Source organism: Parageobacillus sp. KH3-4 (assembly GCF_022846435.1).
Lineage (GTDB): Bacteria > Bacillota > Bacilli > Bacillales > Anoxybacillaceae > Parageobacillus > Parageobacillus thermoglucosidasius_A.
The window spans coordinates 871,859-886,260 of sequence record NZ_AP025627.1 but is presented as its reverse complement, the minus strand read 5'-3'; the positions used below and the strand labels follow the sequence as shown (position 1 = coordinate 886,260).

The window sequence follows — 14,402 nt, the reverse complement described above, 5'->3', positions numbered from 1 at the left end:
AGAAGTGAGGAATCATGCTTTCCCTCACTACGAAGAGCGGCTTCCCGCCAGTGCCGGTATATATAACAATTGCCCTTCATGGATTTCTTCCACGTTTTCCAATTGGTTGACGCGCAATAGCTGTTGGACGGTGACATCGTACCGTTCGGCGATCTTGTCCAACGAATCTCCTTGCTGAACGATACAAATTTTTACTTTTGTAAATTCCTCTTCTTGATTCTTCGCAAATAGTTTCGTTAAGTACAATGTATTTTCACTCTTTACTTTTGGTTTTTCGTTTTCATCTATTTCTTCTTCCATTTCATCATCATCGTTTTCTTTCATGGACCCAATCGATACCTTTGCATCTTGTTGCGGGACAACGTTTTCTTCTTCTACTCCTAACGCTTCATTTTCTTCTACATTCTCTTCTACATTCTCTTCTACGTTTTCTTTTACATTTTCTTCGAGCTGTGCGACTGTTTTTTCTTCCGGTTTTTCCGGCTGTGCGGCTGTTTCTTCTTTTTGTTTCTGTTTTTCTAGCCGCTCGACAGTTTCTTCCGGCTGTTCATCGTTATTTAGCGGCACGACTTTTTCTTCTTCCTGCTTTGTTTCTTCGCGATGGAAAACCGCTGCTTCTTGTGCTTGTTCTTCATTTTGTTCCTGCAGTGCGTGGTCAGAAACAAAAGATTCCTCTTCTTCCAATTGGTGTTTTCTTTGTTCTTCTTCATACACTTCTTTGCGCGCAACCACTTCAAACGGTTCAAACAACGGTTCTTCTTCCTCTACTAGCGAAGGTTCATAAGGTTCATCAAGCGGCGCTTCGCTAATCCCGCTGATGGAAATATCTGCTGTCACCAACAACCTTCCATTTTCGTCCAAGTCATAATCGAATGATTCTACCATCACATACACATCTTCTAAATGTGGAATGCGGTTTTTCGGGATCGTAATATCGATCGGAAAACGATGCGATAATTCGCTAATGCCGTCTTCGCGCGTGGAAACGTGCTGAACAAAGCGATGGCCCGTAAAGTCGAAAGGAGCCTCGCCGCTTTCTTCTTCCGCCATCCGGTACTCTCCGGTCAATTCTAATGCTCCGCGAATCGTAACATACTGTTCATATTCATCAACCGAAATGACCGGGTCGAGAGAAATCGAAAGAAATTCGGCGACTTCCTGTCCTTTTTTAAACCAAATCGATTCCTCAAGGGAAAAACGCAAATGCGATTGCTCCAACCGTAACTCCTCCTTCCGTCCCCTTCCGCCAAATTTTTCTATGACATTATCCATTGTATGAAAGACAAATGGGCAATATGAATAAAAAATCGGGCTGTCCATAAAGTTGGACAGCCCGTTCTCTTTTACTTTCCTTCGCGAATTTTCGCAAACGCGCGCTCTGCCGCGGCGATTGTTTTTTCAATATCTTCATCCGTATGTTCTGTAGATAAAAATAATCCTTCAAATTGCGACGGAGGAAGGAAAATTCCTTGTTCCGCCATTTCGCGGTAATATGTCGCAAACATGTCCAAATTGGACGTCTTTGCTTTTTCATAGTTGATCACGTTTTCGTTTGTAAAGAAGAAGCCGATCATCGAACCAGCGCGGTTAATCGTATGCGGGATTTCGTATTTTTCTGCCGCTTTGCGCAACCCTTCTTCCAATCGATCCGCTTTTTTGCGGAATTGTTCGTATGTTTCCGGAGTCAGCTGAATTAACGTTTCATACCCAGCCGTCATAGCAAGTGGGTTTCCCGATAGCGTTCCCGCTTGATAAATTGGACCGCTCGGCGCGACTTTTTCCATAATTTCCGCTTTTCCGCCGTACGCTCCGACCGGAAGCCCGCCGCCGATGACTTTTCCAAGGCACGTCAAATCCGGTTCAATGCCGAAATACCCTTGCGCGCAATGGTAGTCAACGCGGAAGCCCGTCATCACTTCATCGAAAATAAGGAGCGCGCCATACTGTTTCGTAATGTCTCTCAATCCTTGCAAAAAGCCCGGAACTGGCGGAACGACGCCCATATTGCCGGCAACCGGCTCGACGATGACCGCGGCGATATCTTCGCCAAACCGTTCAAATGCGTATTTGACGCTTTCTAAATCGTTGTAAGGAACCGTGATCGTATGCTGCGCCAACGCTTCCGGAACACCAGGGCTGTCCGGCAATCCAAGTGTCGCCACTCCAGAACCGGCTTTAATGAGCAGCGAGTCGCCATGGCCGTGATAGCATCCTTCAAACTTCAAAATTTTATTGCGCCCCGTGTAGCCGCGTGCTAACCGAAGCGCACTCATCGTCGCTTCTGTTCCGGAATTCACCATGCGGACGATTTCGATGGATGGCACCCGCTCAACTACCAATTTCGCCAACTCGTTTTCGATCAACGTCGGTGCGCCAAAGCTCGTGCCGTTTTCCGTCACTTTTTTCAACGCCTCGACAACGCGCGGATTCGCATGACCTAAAATAAGCGGCCCCCACGACAACACATAATCGATATATTCATTGCCGTCGATATCATAAATTTTTGACCCTTTGCCGCGCGCCATAAAGATCGGCGTCATATGGACGGATTTAAACGCGCGCACCGGGCTGTTGACACCGCCCGGCAACAGGCGAACTGCCTCTTCATACGCAGCTTTTGAACGTTCATAGCTTCGCATATGTCGCTCTCCTTTCTACTCGTTTAACCAACGCGCTGCATCTTTGGCAAAATAGGTCATGATCAAATCGGCGCCGGCCCGTTTCATGCTAATCAGCATTTCCATGACAATGTCTTTTTCGTTAATCCAGCCGTTTTGCGCTGCCGCTTTGACCATCGAATATTCCCCGCTCACGTTATAAGCAACGATAGGAAGATGGAAATGGTTTTTGATATCGCGGATAATATCTAAATAAGACAGCGCTGGTTTCACCATTAAAAAGTCAGCGCCTTCGCGCACATCCGATTCTGCTTCCCGGAACGCTTCGCGGCGGTTTGCCGGATCCATTTGATATGTTTTCCGATCGCCAAATTGCGGCGCGCTATCCGCAGCGTCACGAAACGGACCGTAAAACGCGGACGCATATTTAATCGCATACGACATAATCGGTACGTTTATAAATCCGGCTTCATCGAGTCCACGGCGGATCGCCGCGACAAAGCCGTCCATCATATTGGAAGGCGCGATAATATCCGCTCCCGCTTTCGCTTGGCTGACAGCCGTTTTCACCAGCAATTCCAGCGATGGATCGTTTAATACTTGTTCATTTTCGACAACGCCGCAATGCCCATGGCTCGTATATTCGCACAAACATGTATCGGCGATGACGACGATATCCGGATAATTTTCTTTCATTTGGCGGATCGCCCGCTGGACGATGCCATGCTCGCAATATGCCTGTGAGCCGACTTCATCTTTTTCCGCTGGCACGCCAAAGACGATCAACGATTTAATGCCGAGCTGGACGACTTCGTCCATTTCTTCATTTAAACGGTCAAGCGAAAATTGGTATATTCCGGGCATCGATGGCACTTCTCTTTTTACCCCGCTTCCTTCGACAACAAAGATCGGATAAATAAGATCGTCTACATGAAGATGCGTTTCCCGCACCATCGCCCGCAAATTTGCGGTCTGCCGCAAACGGCGATGGCGATCAAATCGTAACGTTTCCATTCATTTTCCCTCCAGCACATTTTGCAAAATATGTCTCCATCTCTTTAATCATAGCATCAATGGTATACTCGTTTGGACAAATATGCACGGAAAGCCCCGCTTTTTCCGCCATCTCCTTCGTAATCGGTCCGATGCAGGCGATTGCGCAGCCGTCAAGCAATGAAGCGGTATCTTCTCCTTCCACCATCCGCATAAAGCTTTGTACGGTCGAAGAGCTTGTAAACGTAATTACATCGAGTTTTTTTTCCCGGAGCAAACATAGCAATTGTTCTTTTCCCGCTTCGTTCATCGACGTTTTATATACAATAAGGTCCGTTACGTCTGCTCCCATGTCGATTAGTGCGTCCCGCAATACCGTCCTTGCCAAATTTCCTTTGACTAAAAGAACGCGATCATGCGGCTTTACAAGCGGTTTTAGCGCCTCGATGACGCCTTCGGCAACAAATTCATCAGGGACGACGGCAGGAGAAACGCCATGCGCTTTTAACGCTGCCGCTGTTTTTTTGCCGACGACCGCTACTTTTGGAAGCAGCGCTTTCTTTTTGACAAACGGGAAGAAAAAACGCACGCCGTTCGCGCTTGTGAAAATGAGCCAATCATAATCAGAAAGCTGACGTGCGCACCGCTCGATCTCTTCACGATGGGAAGAAGGGGAAATCGCAATAAGCGGAACTTCTATCGGGATCGCTCCGGCTTCACGCAGCTTTTCGGAAAACGCTTTTGCCTGTTCTTTTTCCCGTGTCACAAGCACCGTTTTTCCCGACAACGGACCGCTTGCCATTACCGATTCATCTCCTCTTTGGCGCGATCGATTAACGCTTTCGCCCCACGCTTTATTAACAATTTCGCAGCGGTCGTTCCGACGTTTTCCGGATCTGATCCGCTTACCGTTTCTTTATACAGCTCTTTTCCATCAGGTGAGGCGACAAGCGCGGTTAATACGATGTCATTTCGATTATCGACATGCGCATAGCCGGCAATCGGCACTTGACAGCCGCCTTCCAGTTGCCGCAAAAATGCACGTTCCGCATAAACAGACCGCTCAGTATCGATGTCGTTTAATTTTTGCAGCCACTCCCGCAATTCTTCGTCACTTTCGCGGCATTCCACCGCCAGCGCCCCTTGTCCAACGGCAGGAAGGCATACGTCTGTCGATAAATATTCCGTGATGACATCGCTTGCCCAGCCCATGCGCACCAATCCAGCCGCCGCAAGAACAATGGCGTCATAATTTTCGGTTTGCAGCTTCGCAATCCTCGTGTCGATGTTGCCGCGAATCCATTTGATCGTTAAATCTGGCCGCTTCGCCAATATTTGCGCGGAACGGCGCAAACTGCTTGTCCCAACGACCGCTCCGCTTGGAAGGTCCGCAAGCGTTTCTTTGTTTTTGCTAATCAATACATCACGATGATCCTCACGCGGCGGCACGCAGCCGATGATCAGGCCATCAGGCAACACAGCGGGCATGTCTTTCATGCTATGGACGGCCATATCAATCTCGTTGTTTAGCATCGCATGCTCAATCTCTTTGACGAACAATCCTTTGCCGCCGACTTTTGACAGCGTTACATCAATAATTTTATCGCCTTTCGTAACAATTTCTTTTACTTCAAACTCAAACGGCGCCCCCAATTGCCGAAGCCGTTCAATGACCCAGTTCGTCTGGGTGAGCGCAAGTTTGCTGCGCCGCGAGCCAACGATTACTTTTCTCATCTTCCATCCTCCACTAAGGCTACGAATACCAAAAATGAAACTTCGATAAACTACCGAATAAGAGAAAGTTTACCAATAAAAATAAAAACGAGCCAATATTCCATAGCGCAATCGTTTTTCCTTGCACTTGCTGGACGACGCGCTTATAAAAATAGATGCTATACACTACAAGCACAATAAACGAGCCTAACACTTTTACGTCATACCAGTGAAAATGCTCCAATTTGATGTATGCCCAGATCACTCCAAGAATTAATCCTAATAACAACATAGGCAATCCGATTAAATTTAAAACGTACGACATAAAATCTAACTTCGTTAAATCAGCCATCCGCCATAACCGCTCTCCCCATTTTTTCCGTTTCAACAAGCTGTATTGAAGCATATACAGCACCGAAAAAATAAACGAAAGCGAAAATGCCGCATAGGCTAACAATGCCATTGTAATATGAATCATCAACAATTCGGAAATGAGTTTTTCGGCGACAGCCGGCGATTGATGATGGTTCGGCGCGAACGTATGAATCGCTAAAATTAAAAACGCTAGCACGTTCGTAAAAAAGACGATAAAATCAACGCGAAGCAACCGGTTAATGACAAGGGACAACGTAATGAGCAACCATGCGTAAAAATAAAGACCTTCCGACATCGTTAAAATTGGGAAACGCCCCGTCTGCGCAATACGGAACAAGAAAAAAAACGTTTGCAACATCCAAACAATAGAAAGTAACCAGAAAGCGACTTGGTTCGCCTTCCGGTTACGCTGGAGAAAATCAATAAAGTATAGAAGTATAGACAACACGTACAAAAGAATAGACAGCTCATATAACCGGGTCATGGTTATCTCTAACATATGCCTAAATCCTCTCTTATGACTGTAGAGACGGCATAGCGACGCGTTGACCATCCGTTGTTTTCGCTTGCTTTTGCGCTTTTACGGCATCTTCGATATTGAAAATTTTCATAAACAATTGCAACGCTTCTTCGGCATTTGGCTCTGCCGCCAGCTCTTTCGCGCGTAAAATCGGATCGCGCAGCAATTGATTAATGATGCTTTTTGTATGTTTGTTCAACACTTTCCGGTCACGTTCCGATAAATGCGGCAATTTCCGCTCAATGCTTTGCATCGTCTCCGCTTGAATCGCCAGCGCTTTTTCACGAAGCGCAGCGATAACAGGCACAACGCCAAGCGTATGAAGCCATTGTTGGAAGGCGGCAAGTTCTGTTTCGATCATGCGCTCGATTTGCGCTGCTGCTTTTTTGCGTTCTTCTAAATTCGCTTGCACGATTCCTTCCAAATCGTCAATATCATATAAAAAGACGCTTTCTAGCTCGGCAAGCGCCGGATCTAAATCGCGCGGGACAGCGATATCAACCATAAATAGCGGACGCCCTTTCCGCATTTTCTCGACATGAACCATCATTTCCTTCGTGATAATATAATCTTTTGCCCCAGTAGAGCTAATGACAATGTCCGCTTCTAAAAGCGCACAAGACAGTTCGCAAAGCGATCTTGCCGTTCCAGAAAACTTTTTCGCCAGCTTCTCTGCTTTTCCGAGTGTTCGGTTGACGACCGTTACTGTTTTTACGCCACTGCCATATAAATTTTGCACGGCTAATTCTCCCATTTTCCCAGCGCCGATAATTAAAACGTGTTTCGAAGATAAATCGCCAAAAATCTTTTTGGCAAGCTCGACCGCCGCGTAGCTTACCGACACCGCGTTCGCACCGATTTCTGTTTCGGAATGGGCGCGCTTTGCGAATGTGACTGCCTGCTTAAATAGCTGATTAAATATCGTGCCAATTGTTCCCTCTTTTTGGGCAAGAAGATAGCTTGATTTGACTTGCCCTAAAATTTGCGTTTCCCCTAAAATCATGGAATCCAAACCGGAAGCAACACGGAATAAATGTTCCACCGCCGCTTCGTTTTCCAATATGTTTAAATACGGCGTAAGCGCATCGGCATCCATGTGAAACCAATTCGCTAAAAATGATTTTATATAATAACGACCGGTATGCAGCTGATCAACGACCGCGTAAACTTCGGTACGATTGCACGTAGAAACAATCACATTTTCCAAAACGCTTTTTTGCTGCTGCAATTGTTTCATCGCATCGACCAATTCCGACTCACTAAACGCAAGTTTTTCACGGATTTCAACAGGGGTCGTTTTGTAGTTTACGCCAACAACAACAATATGCACTTCCTTTATACCCCCTTATAAACAAGTACAATCAACGTCTTTTTCTATTATAGCACATGTATCTTTTTTCTTTGTTGAAAAAAGTGTGAACACGATAGAAAGCATATGATAAACTTTATACAGTATCATTGTATCACAAAAAAAGTTTGTCGAAAAACGGGAGGAACCGATGAAGAAACAAACGACGTTTTCTGGCATTATTCTTGTTGGACTTGGCGTTTATTTTTTAGCAAACCAACTTCATCTCCCACCGCTGCGTTTCTTTCAAGATTGGCCTGCGTTGCTTATCGTTTTTGGCACCGCGTTGATCGCACAGGCATACTCGGCACGCGAATACCAGCACATTTTCCCTGGGATCGTGTTGTTTGGATTTGGTCTCCATTTTTTACTTGCAAGCTGGTTCAAACGCTGGCCAAACCATGTTGGCGTGTTTTTTCTCATCATTGCCATCGCGTTTTTCTTTAGCTCTCGGAAAACAAAAAATGGGCTCGGCCAAAGCATATTTTTTCTAGCATTAGCCTTTATCCTGCTGTTTTCTGAACGGTTTTCACATTTGTTTCACATCGTAGAAACGAGCATTTCATCCGTTTGGAAATTTTGGCCGTTTGGACTAATCATTGTTGGTATATACATATTATTGATAAAACGAAAATAATCCATGCAAAAAAAACACCAGCCGCCTTTCTGCTGGTGTTTTTTCGCTTAAAGAAATCGTTCTAGCGCCGCCCACGCTTCTTCTTTTCCTTGCCCTGTCTCCGCCGAAAATACGATCAATTCGTCTCCATCAACGATATTCAGCGTTTCGCGCACAACTTTTTGATGTTTTTGCCATTTTCCTTTTGGAACTTTATCGGCTTTTGTTGCAACAATGATCGTGGGAATTTCGTAATGCTTCAAAAACTCATACATCATCACATCGTCTTTCGTTGGCGGATGGCGCAAGTCAACGAGCAGTACTACTGCCCGCAGCTGTTCTCTTGTCGTAAAATACGTTTCCATCATTTTCCCCCATGCTTCCCGCTCTTTCTTTGAAACCTTCGCAAATCCATATCCCGGCACATCGACAAAGTACAACGATTCATTAATTAAGTAAAAGTTTAACGTTTGCGTTTTCCCCGGCTTAGACGAAGTACGCGCTAAATTTTTTCGGTTAATCATTTTATTAATAAAGGAAGATTTGCCGACATTGGAACGACCGGCTAACGCGAATTCCGGCAGCAAGCCGTCCGGATATTGTTCCGGCTTCACCGCGCTGATGACGATTTCTGCTTTTGTCACGTTCATTGTTGATCCCCTACCAATGCATGTTGTAATACTTCATCTAAATGGGAAACGAGCACAAATTGTAAATCCTTTTTCACCACATCCGGAATATCGTCTAAGTCTTTTTCATTGTCCTTCGGCAAAATCACTTTTTTCAAGCCGGCGCGATGGGCGCTTAACGTTTTTTCTTTTAATCCTCCAATCGGAAGCACGCGACCGCGCAATGTAATTTCTCCCGTCATGCCAACGAAGCGGCTTACCGGGCGGTCTGTCAATGCGGAAATAAGCGCTGTCGCAATCGTAATCCCAGCCGATGGCCCGTCTTTCGGAACCGCTCCTTCCGGTACGTGAATATGAATATCGTATTTTTCATGAAATTCCGGGTCAATTCCAAGCTGTTCAGCGCGAGAACGGACGTAGCTAAACGCCGCTTGCGCCGATTCTTTCATGACATCGCCTAATTTTCCTGTTAATACAAGCTTTCCTTTTCCTGGAGCGAGCGATACTTCAATGGACAGGGTGTCGCCGCCAAAAGCCGTGTAGGCAAGCCCTGTCGCCACGCCGACTTGATCTTCTAATTCTACTTGACCGTAGCGGTATTTTCTCTTTCCTAAAAATTCCTCAACATTTTTCTCGGTAATGATGACGCGTTTTTTCTCCTCGGAAACGATGAGCCGCGCCGCTTTTCGGCAAATCGCGGCGAGCTGCCGCTCCAATTCGCGCACACCCGCTTCCCTTGTATAATAGCGAATAATGCTCATCATCGCGTCATCGCGTATTTGCAGCGCTGATTTTTTTAGTCCATGTTCCTTTAGCTGTTTTGGAAGCAAATGGCGTTTAGCGATTTGTAGCTTTTCGACTTCGGTATAGCCTGGGATTGTAATAATTTCCATACGATCCAAAAGCGGTTGCGGAATTGTCGCTAAATTATTTGCCGTCGCAATAAACATCACTTTCGATAAATCGTACGGTTCTTCAATATAATGGTCGCTAAACGCATGGTTTTGCTCCGGATCCAGCACTTCCAGAAGCGCCGCGGACGGATCGCCGCGAAAATCGCTCGACATTTTATCAATTTCATCCAATAAAAATACCGGATTAATCGTTCCTGCTTTTTTCATCCCTTGAATGATGCGCCCTGGCATCGCGCCGACATATGTGCGACGGTGGCCGCGAATTTCCGATTCATCGCGGACGCCTCCCAGCGAAATGCGGACGAAGCGGCGGTTAAGAGATTTGGCAATCGAACGGGCAAGCGACGTTTTCCCGACTCCCGGCGGGCCCGCCAAGCAAAGAATCGGGCCTTTTAGCGATTTTGTTAATTGCTGCACAGATAGAAATTCGAGCACGCGCTCTTTTACTTTTTCCAAGCCGTAATGTTCTTCGTTTAATATGGCTTCCGCCCGTTTAATATCGTGAATATCTTCCGTTTGCGTTGACCAAGGAAGCGCAATGAGCCAGTCTAAATAATTGCGAATCACCGCGCTTTCCGCCGATGTCGCCGGAATTTTTTCATAACGGTCAAGCTCTTTGAGCGCCGTTTCTTTCACATGGCTCGGCATCCCGGCCGCTTCAATTTTTTCTTTTAATGTCTCGACTTCTCCCGCTTTTCCTTCTTTTTCACCGAGTTCCTTTTGAATCGCCTTCATTTGTTCGCGCAAATAGTATTCTTTTTGTGTGCGCTCCATCGATTGCTTGACGCGCATGCTAATCTTTTTCTCAAGCTGCAGTACTTCTTTTTCATTGTGAAGAATTTGAATAATCTTATGGACGCGTTCTTTCACATCGATCATTTCGAGAATGCGTTGTTTTTCTTCAAGCTTCAGCGGCAAATGGGAAGCGATAATATCCGCCATCCGCCCCGGTTCGTCAATATCCGCAATCGAAGCATAAATATCAGCGGACAATCTTTTCGATAAGTTTATGTATTGTTCAAAATATTCAAGCATCGTCCGTTTCAGCGCTTCATCTTCTAAATCTTTCACCGCACGGTCCACAAACTTTTCTACTTTTACCATAAAATGCGGTTCTTCACTTACTATCTCAGTGATGATCGCCCGCGCAATTCCTTCCACCAACACGCGAAATGTTCCGTTTGGAAGTTTAAGCAATTGTTTTACGCGCGCAAGTGTCCCCATTTTATATAAATCATCCATATCGGGCTCATCAATGGAAACATCTTTTTGCGATGTCAACAAAATGATATGATCTTCTACCATCGCTTTTTCAAGCGCCCTCACCGATTTTTCTCGCCCTACATCTAGATGCAACACCATCGTTGGAAAAACAAGCAATCCTCTTAGCGGCAAGAGGGGAACGATCAGCTCTTTCTTTTTCACCGCGAACACCTCCATATCTCGCTTCTATTCGTCTATTGTATAGCACGGCAGCCCTGTTTGTAAAATTCCACGACGCAAAAGGAATGCATCTATGGGGTGAAACGGACAGCAATCTCGCTTATGAATACATAATACAAAATAATACAAAGAAAAATCGACTTCGACACGTTTTTTATTTCGTCGAAGTCGTATCGACCGCTACACTATATGGATTTTGTTTTGGAGCAATCGGTAGCGGCTGGGATGACACTGTCGTGCTGGATAAAATTTTTTCCGAATACAATAGCAAACACTTCATCTAAACGCCGGACCGGAATAATCTCGATCTCTTTCATTTCTCGTAAAATGGCTTGCATATTTTCTAACGGAACGATCACTTTTTTTGCTCCCGCCTGTTTCGCCGCTTTTACTTTTGGAAAAATTCCGCCCACCGGCTTGACATAACCGTGAATGCTGATTTCCCCTGTCATCGCTGTCATACAATCGACAGGTATTTGATAAATCGCCGAATAAATTCCGGTTGCTATCGCCACTCCCGCGGACGGGCCATCGATTGGAATGCCTCCAGGAAAATTCACATGAATATCATAACGGTCCGCAGGTACTCCCATCGTGCGCAATACAGTGATGACATTTTCAATGGAACCCTTTGCCATGCTTTTGCGGCGAATTGATTTTTCCTGAGTTCCAATCCTTTCCTCTTCGACGATGCCAGTAATGTGAACAGTTCCTTTTTCTTTTGCCGGCAATGCAGCCACTTCAATTTCCAAAATCGTTCCCGTATTCGGTCCGCATACCGCCAGACCGTTCACCATCCCGACCGACGGTTTTCCTGCGATTTTCTTTTCATGCCGCGGTGACAGTTGACTGGAGTGGATCACCCATTCAATATCTTTATCTAAAATCGTTTCACGGTTTTCGGAAATAGCGATTCCCGCGGCAATTTGCATGATGTTCACCGCTTCCCGCCCGTTTCGTGCATAAGACGCAAGAATGCGAATCCCATTTTCCGATACTTTTAAACGTATTTTGTCCGCTGCTTTTTTCGCGATGAGCGCAATTTCATCTTGGTCGAGCTCGCGGAAAAACACTTCCAAACATCGCGAGCGAATAGCCGGAGGAATTTCGTTCGGCGTTCTCGTCGTCGCGCCAACAAGCCGGAAATCTGCAGGAAGCCCATTTTGGAAAATATCATGAATGTGGCTTGGAATTTGCGGATTTTCCTTGCTATAATAGGCACTTTCAAAAAATACTTTTCGGTCTTCAAGCACTTTCAGCAATTTATTCATTTGAATCGGATGAAGCTCCCCAATTTCATCAATAAATAAAATCCCACCGTGCGCATTCGTTACCGCTCCTTGCTTTGGCTGCGGAATACCCGCTTGCCCCATCGCTCCAGCCCCTTGATAAATGGGATCATGCACAGATCCGATTAACGGATCGGCGATTCCGCGTTCGTCAAACCGCGCTGTCGTTGCATCTAATTCAACAAATGCGGCATTCTTTTTAAAAGGAGAAAGCGGGTTTTTTTTCGCCTCTTCCAACACAAGACGAGCCGCAGCTGTTTTTCCAACGCCAGGAGGTCCGTAAATAATGACATGCTGCGGGTTTGGGCCGCATAGCGCCGCCTTTAGCGCCTTGATTCCATCTTCTTGGCCGACAATATCGTCAAAACTTTTCGGCCTTACTTTTTCCGCCAGCGGTTCCGTTAACGAAATGGATCGAAGTTTCCGCAATTGCTCCATTTCTTTTCGCGATTCCTTATCGATCGACACTTTTTGGATTCGCTGGTTCTTAAGCAAATTCCAAAAATAAAGACCGATAATAATCCCGAAAAACAGTTGTATCAATAGCACAACGTTTGTCCAGTTCATTTCTGAAATCCTCCTGCCTTCCAATAGTATGTAGTATGATAGTATCTCCGTGAAAAGGCAGGAATAAACAAAAAAGAAACCGCCTTTTATAAGGCAGTTCCTGCTAAGAATATTACGCGGACGTTTTCCGTCCCTCCACTACGGTTCCGTCATGGCGAATGAGTTTTGGCGGTTCATTGCCGCGGACCGTCTCTACAGTAATAATACATTTTTGCACATCTTCGCGAGATGGAAGCTCGAACATGACATCGAGCATAATTCCTTCAATGATCGAGCGAAGACCGCGCGCTCCTGTTTTGCGTTCAATTGCTTTTTTCGCAATTTCGCGCAGCGCTTCTTTTTCAAATTCAAGCTCGACCCCGTCGAGTTCGAGCATTTTTTGATATTGTTTCACAATCGCGTTTTTTGGTTTCGTTAATATATCTACAAGCGCCTGCTCATCAAGCGGCTCTAACGTGGTGATAACCGGAAGGCGGCCAATAAACTCCGGAATGAGCCCAAACTTTAATAAATCTTCTGGAAGCACTTTGGACAATAAATTCTTCTCGTCTACTTCCGACTGCTGGATATCTGCGCCGAAACCGATTACTTTTTTCCCTAAACGGCGTTTAATAATCGGTTCAATTCCATCAAACGCACCGCCGCAAATAAACAAAATGTTCGTCGTGTCAATTTGGATAAACTCTTGATGCGGATGTTTGCGGCCGCCTTGAGGCGGGACACTCGCAATCGTTCCCTCTAAAATTTTTAATAACGCCTGCTGTACGCCTTCGCCAGATACATCGCGCGTAATCGACGGGTTTTCCGATTTACGGGCGATTTTATCGATTTCATCGATATAAATAATTCCTTTTTCCGCCCGTTCCACATCATAATCTGCTGCCTGAATAAGCTTGAGCAAAATGTTTTCCACATCTTCCCCGACGTACCCTGCTTCCGTAAGCGATGTCGCGTCGGCAATCGCAAACGGCACATTTAAAATGCGCGCCAATGTTTGCGCAAGCAGTGTTTTTCCGCTTCCTGTCGGCCCAATCATTAAAATGTTGCTTTTCGATAATTCGACATCATCGATTTTACTGCCGGAATTAATCCGTTTATAATGATTGTAAACGGCGACTGCTAACGATTTTTTCGCTTCATCTTGGCCGATGACATATTCATCTAAAATTTCGCGAATTTCTTTCGGCTTCGGAATATCTTTAAATTCAAATTCCTCTTCATTTCCTAACTCTTCTTCCACAATCTCCGTGCATAGCTCGATGCATTCATCGCATATGTATACACCGGGACCAGCAACGAGCTTGCGGACTTGATCTTGCGTTTTTCCGCAAAATGAACACTTTAACTGCCCTTTTTCATCATTAAATTTAAACATCA

Annotated in this window: 12 protein-coding genes; 1 reads left to right on the top strand and 11 read right to left on the bottom strand. The window is 45.6% G+C overall.

What is annotated here, in order from left to right:
- Positions 1 to 27: 27 nt before the first annotated feature.
- From spoVID to hemA, 7 genes are all read right to left on the bottom strand, one after another.
- The gene (spoVID, locus tag MWM02_RS04490; RefSeq protein WP_064549664.1) at positions 28 to 1,218 is read right to left on the bottom strand and encodes a stage VI sporulation protein D; all 1,191 of its coding nucleotides are present in this window, start codon (positions 1,216 to 1,218) and stop codon (positions 28 to 30) included.
- 125 nt (positions 1,219 to 1,343) lie between these two features.
- The gene (gene hemL, locus MWM02_RS04485; RefSeq protein WP_064549663.1) at positions 1,344 to 2,639 is read right to left on the bottom strand and encodes a glutamate-1-semialdehyde 2,1-aminomutase; all 1,296 of its coding nucleotides are present in this window, start codon (positions 2,637 to 2,639) and stop codon (positions 1,344 to 1,346) included.
- 15 nt (positions 2,640 to 2,654) lie between these two features.
- Positions 2,655 to 3,632, bottom strand: a complete 978-nt coding sequence (gene hemB / locus MWM02_RS04480; protein ID WP_244403033.1) for a porphobilinogen synthase — start codon at positions 3,630 to 3,632, stop codon at positions 2,655 to 2,657.
- Positions 3,613 to 4,413: a uroporphyrinogen-III synthase gene (locus tag MWM02_RS04475; RefSeq protein WP_064549661.1), complete on the bottom strand. Its 801-nt coding sequence runs from the start codon at positions 4,411 to 4,413 to the stop codon at positions 3,613 to 3,615. The genes hemB and MWM02_RS04475 overlap by 20 nt, the downstream gene beginning before the upstream one ends.
- Entirely contained in the window at positions 4,413 to 5,345 is a 933-nt protein-coding gene (gene hemC / locus MWM02_RS04470; protein WP_244403032.1) for a hydroxymethylbilane synthase, read from the bottom strand. The genes MWM02_RS04475 and hemC overlap by 1 nt, the downstream gene beginning before the upstream one ends.
- Before the next feature lie 19 nt (positions 5,346 to 5,364).
- On the bottom strand, positions 5,365 to 6,198 hold the full coding sequence (ccsA, locus tag MWM02_RS04465; RefSeq protein WP_064549659.1) for a cytochrome c biogenesis protein: 834 nt from the start codon (positions 6,196 to 6,198) through the stop codon (positions 5,365 to 5,367).
- Positions 6,199 to 6,214: 16 nt separating this feature from the next.
- Positions 6,215 to 7,549 carry a glutamyl-tRNA reductase gene (gene hemA / locus MWM02_RS04460; protein ID WP_244403031.1) on the bottom strand — a complete coding sequence of 445 codons (1,335 nt, stop codon included), beginning with the start codon at positions 7,547 to 7,549 and terminating at the stop codon, positions 6,215 to 6,217.
- 169 nt (positions 7,550 to 7,718) lie between these two features.
- On the opposite strand from hemA, the gene MWM02_RS04455 reads away from it, so the two are divergent.
- Complete coding sequence (locus tag MWM02_RS04455) at positions 7,719 to 8,204, top strand: LiaI-LiaF-like domain-containing protein (protein WP_064549657.1); 486 nt, start codon at positions 7,719 to 7,721, stop codon at positions 8,202 to 8,204.
- 47 nt (positions 8,205 to 8,251) lie between these two features.
- On the opposite strand, the gene yihA is transcribed toward MWM02_RS04455, so the two are convergent.
- From yihA to clpX, 4 genes are all read right to left on the bottom strand, one after another.
- Complete coding sequence (gene yihA / locus MWM02_RS04450) at positions 8,252 to 8,833, bottom strand: ribosome biogenesis GTP-binding protein YihA/YsxC (protein ID WP_064549656.1); 582 nt, start codon at positions 8,831 to 8,833, stop codon at positions 8,252 to 8,254.
- Positions 8,830 to 11,166, bottom strand: a complete 2,337-nt coding sequence (gene lon / locus MWM02_RS04445) for an endopeptidase La (protein ID WP_244403030.1) — start codon at positions 11,164 to 11,166, stop codon at positions 8,830 to 8,832. Before lon ends, yihA begins: the two co-directional genes overlap by 4 nt.
- A gap of 188 nt (positions 11,167 to 11,354) precedes the next feature.
- Complete coding sequence (gene lonB, locus MWM02_RS04440; protein WP_064549654.1) at positions 11,355 to 13,025, bottom strand: ATP-dependent protease LonB; 1,671 nt, start codon at positions 13,023 to 13,025, stop codon at positions 11,355 to 11,357.
- A 112-nt stretch (positions 13,026 to 13,137) separates the two neighbouring features.
- A complete protein-coding gene (gene clpX, locus MWM02_RS04435) occupies positions 13,138 to 14,400 on the bottom strand; it encodes an ATP-dependent protease ATP-binding subunit ClpX (RefSeq protein WP_244403029.1) in 1,263 nt (420 codons plus the stop codon).
- Positions 14,401 to 14,402 lie beyond the last annotated feature (2 nt).

Coding starts and splice junctions, on each gene's coding strand:
- yihA (WP_064549656.1), bottom strand. CDS start 8,833: ATGAACGTGACAAAAGCAGAAATCGTCATCAGCGCGGTGAAGCCGGAA.
- hemC (WP_244403032.1), bottom strand. CDS start 5,345: ATGAGAAAAGTAATCGTTGGCTCGCGGCGCAGCAAACTTGCGCTCACC.
- hemL (WP_064549663.1), bottom strand. CDS start 2,639: ATGCGAAGCTATGAACGTTCAAAAGCTGCGTATGAAGAGGCAGTTCGC.
- MWM02_RS04475 (WP_064549661.1), bottom strand. CDS start 4,413: ATGGCAAGCGGTCCGTTGTCGGGAAAAACGGTGCTTGTGACACGGGAA.
- clpX (WP_244403029.1), bottom strand. CDS start 14,400: ATGTTTAAATTTAATGATGAAAAAGGGCAGTTAAAGTGTTCATTTTGC.
- ccsA (WP_064549659.1), bottom strand. CDS start 6,198: ATGTTAGAGATAACCATGACCCGGTTATATGAGCTGTCTATTCTTTTG.
- lonB (WP_064549654.1), bottom strand. CDS start 13,025: ATGAACTGGACAAACGTTGTGCTATTGATACAACTGTTTTTCGGGATT.
- lon (WP_244403030.1), bottom strand. CDS start 11,166: ATGGAGGTGTTCGCGGTGAAAAAGAAAGAGCTGATCGTTCCCCTCTTG.
- hemB (WP_244403033.1), bottom strand. CDS start 3,632: ATGGAAACGTTACGATTTGATCGCCATCGCCGTTTGCGGCAGACCGCA.
- MWM02_RS04455 (WP_064549657.1), top strand. CDS start 7,719: ATGAAGAAACAAACGACGTTTTCTGGCATTATTCTTGTTGGACTTGGC.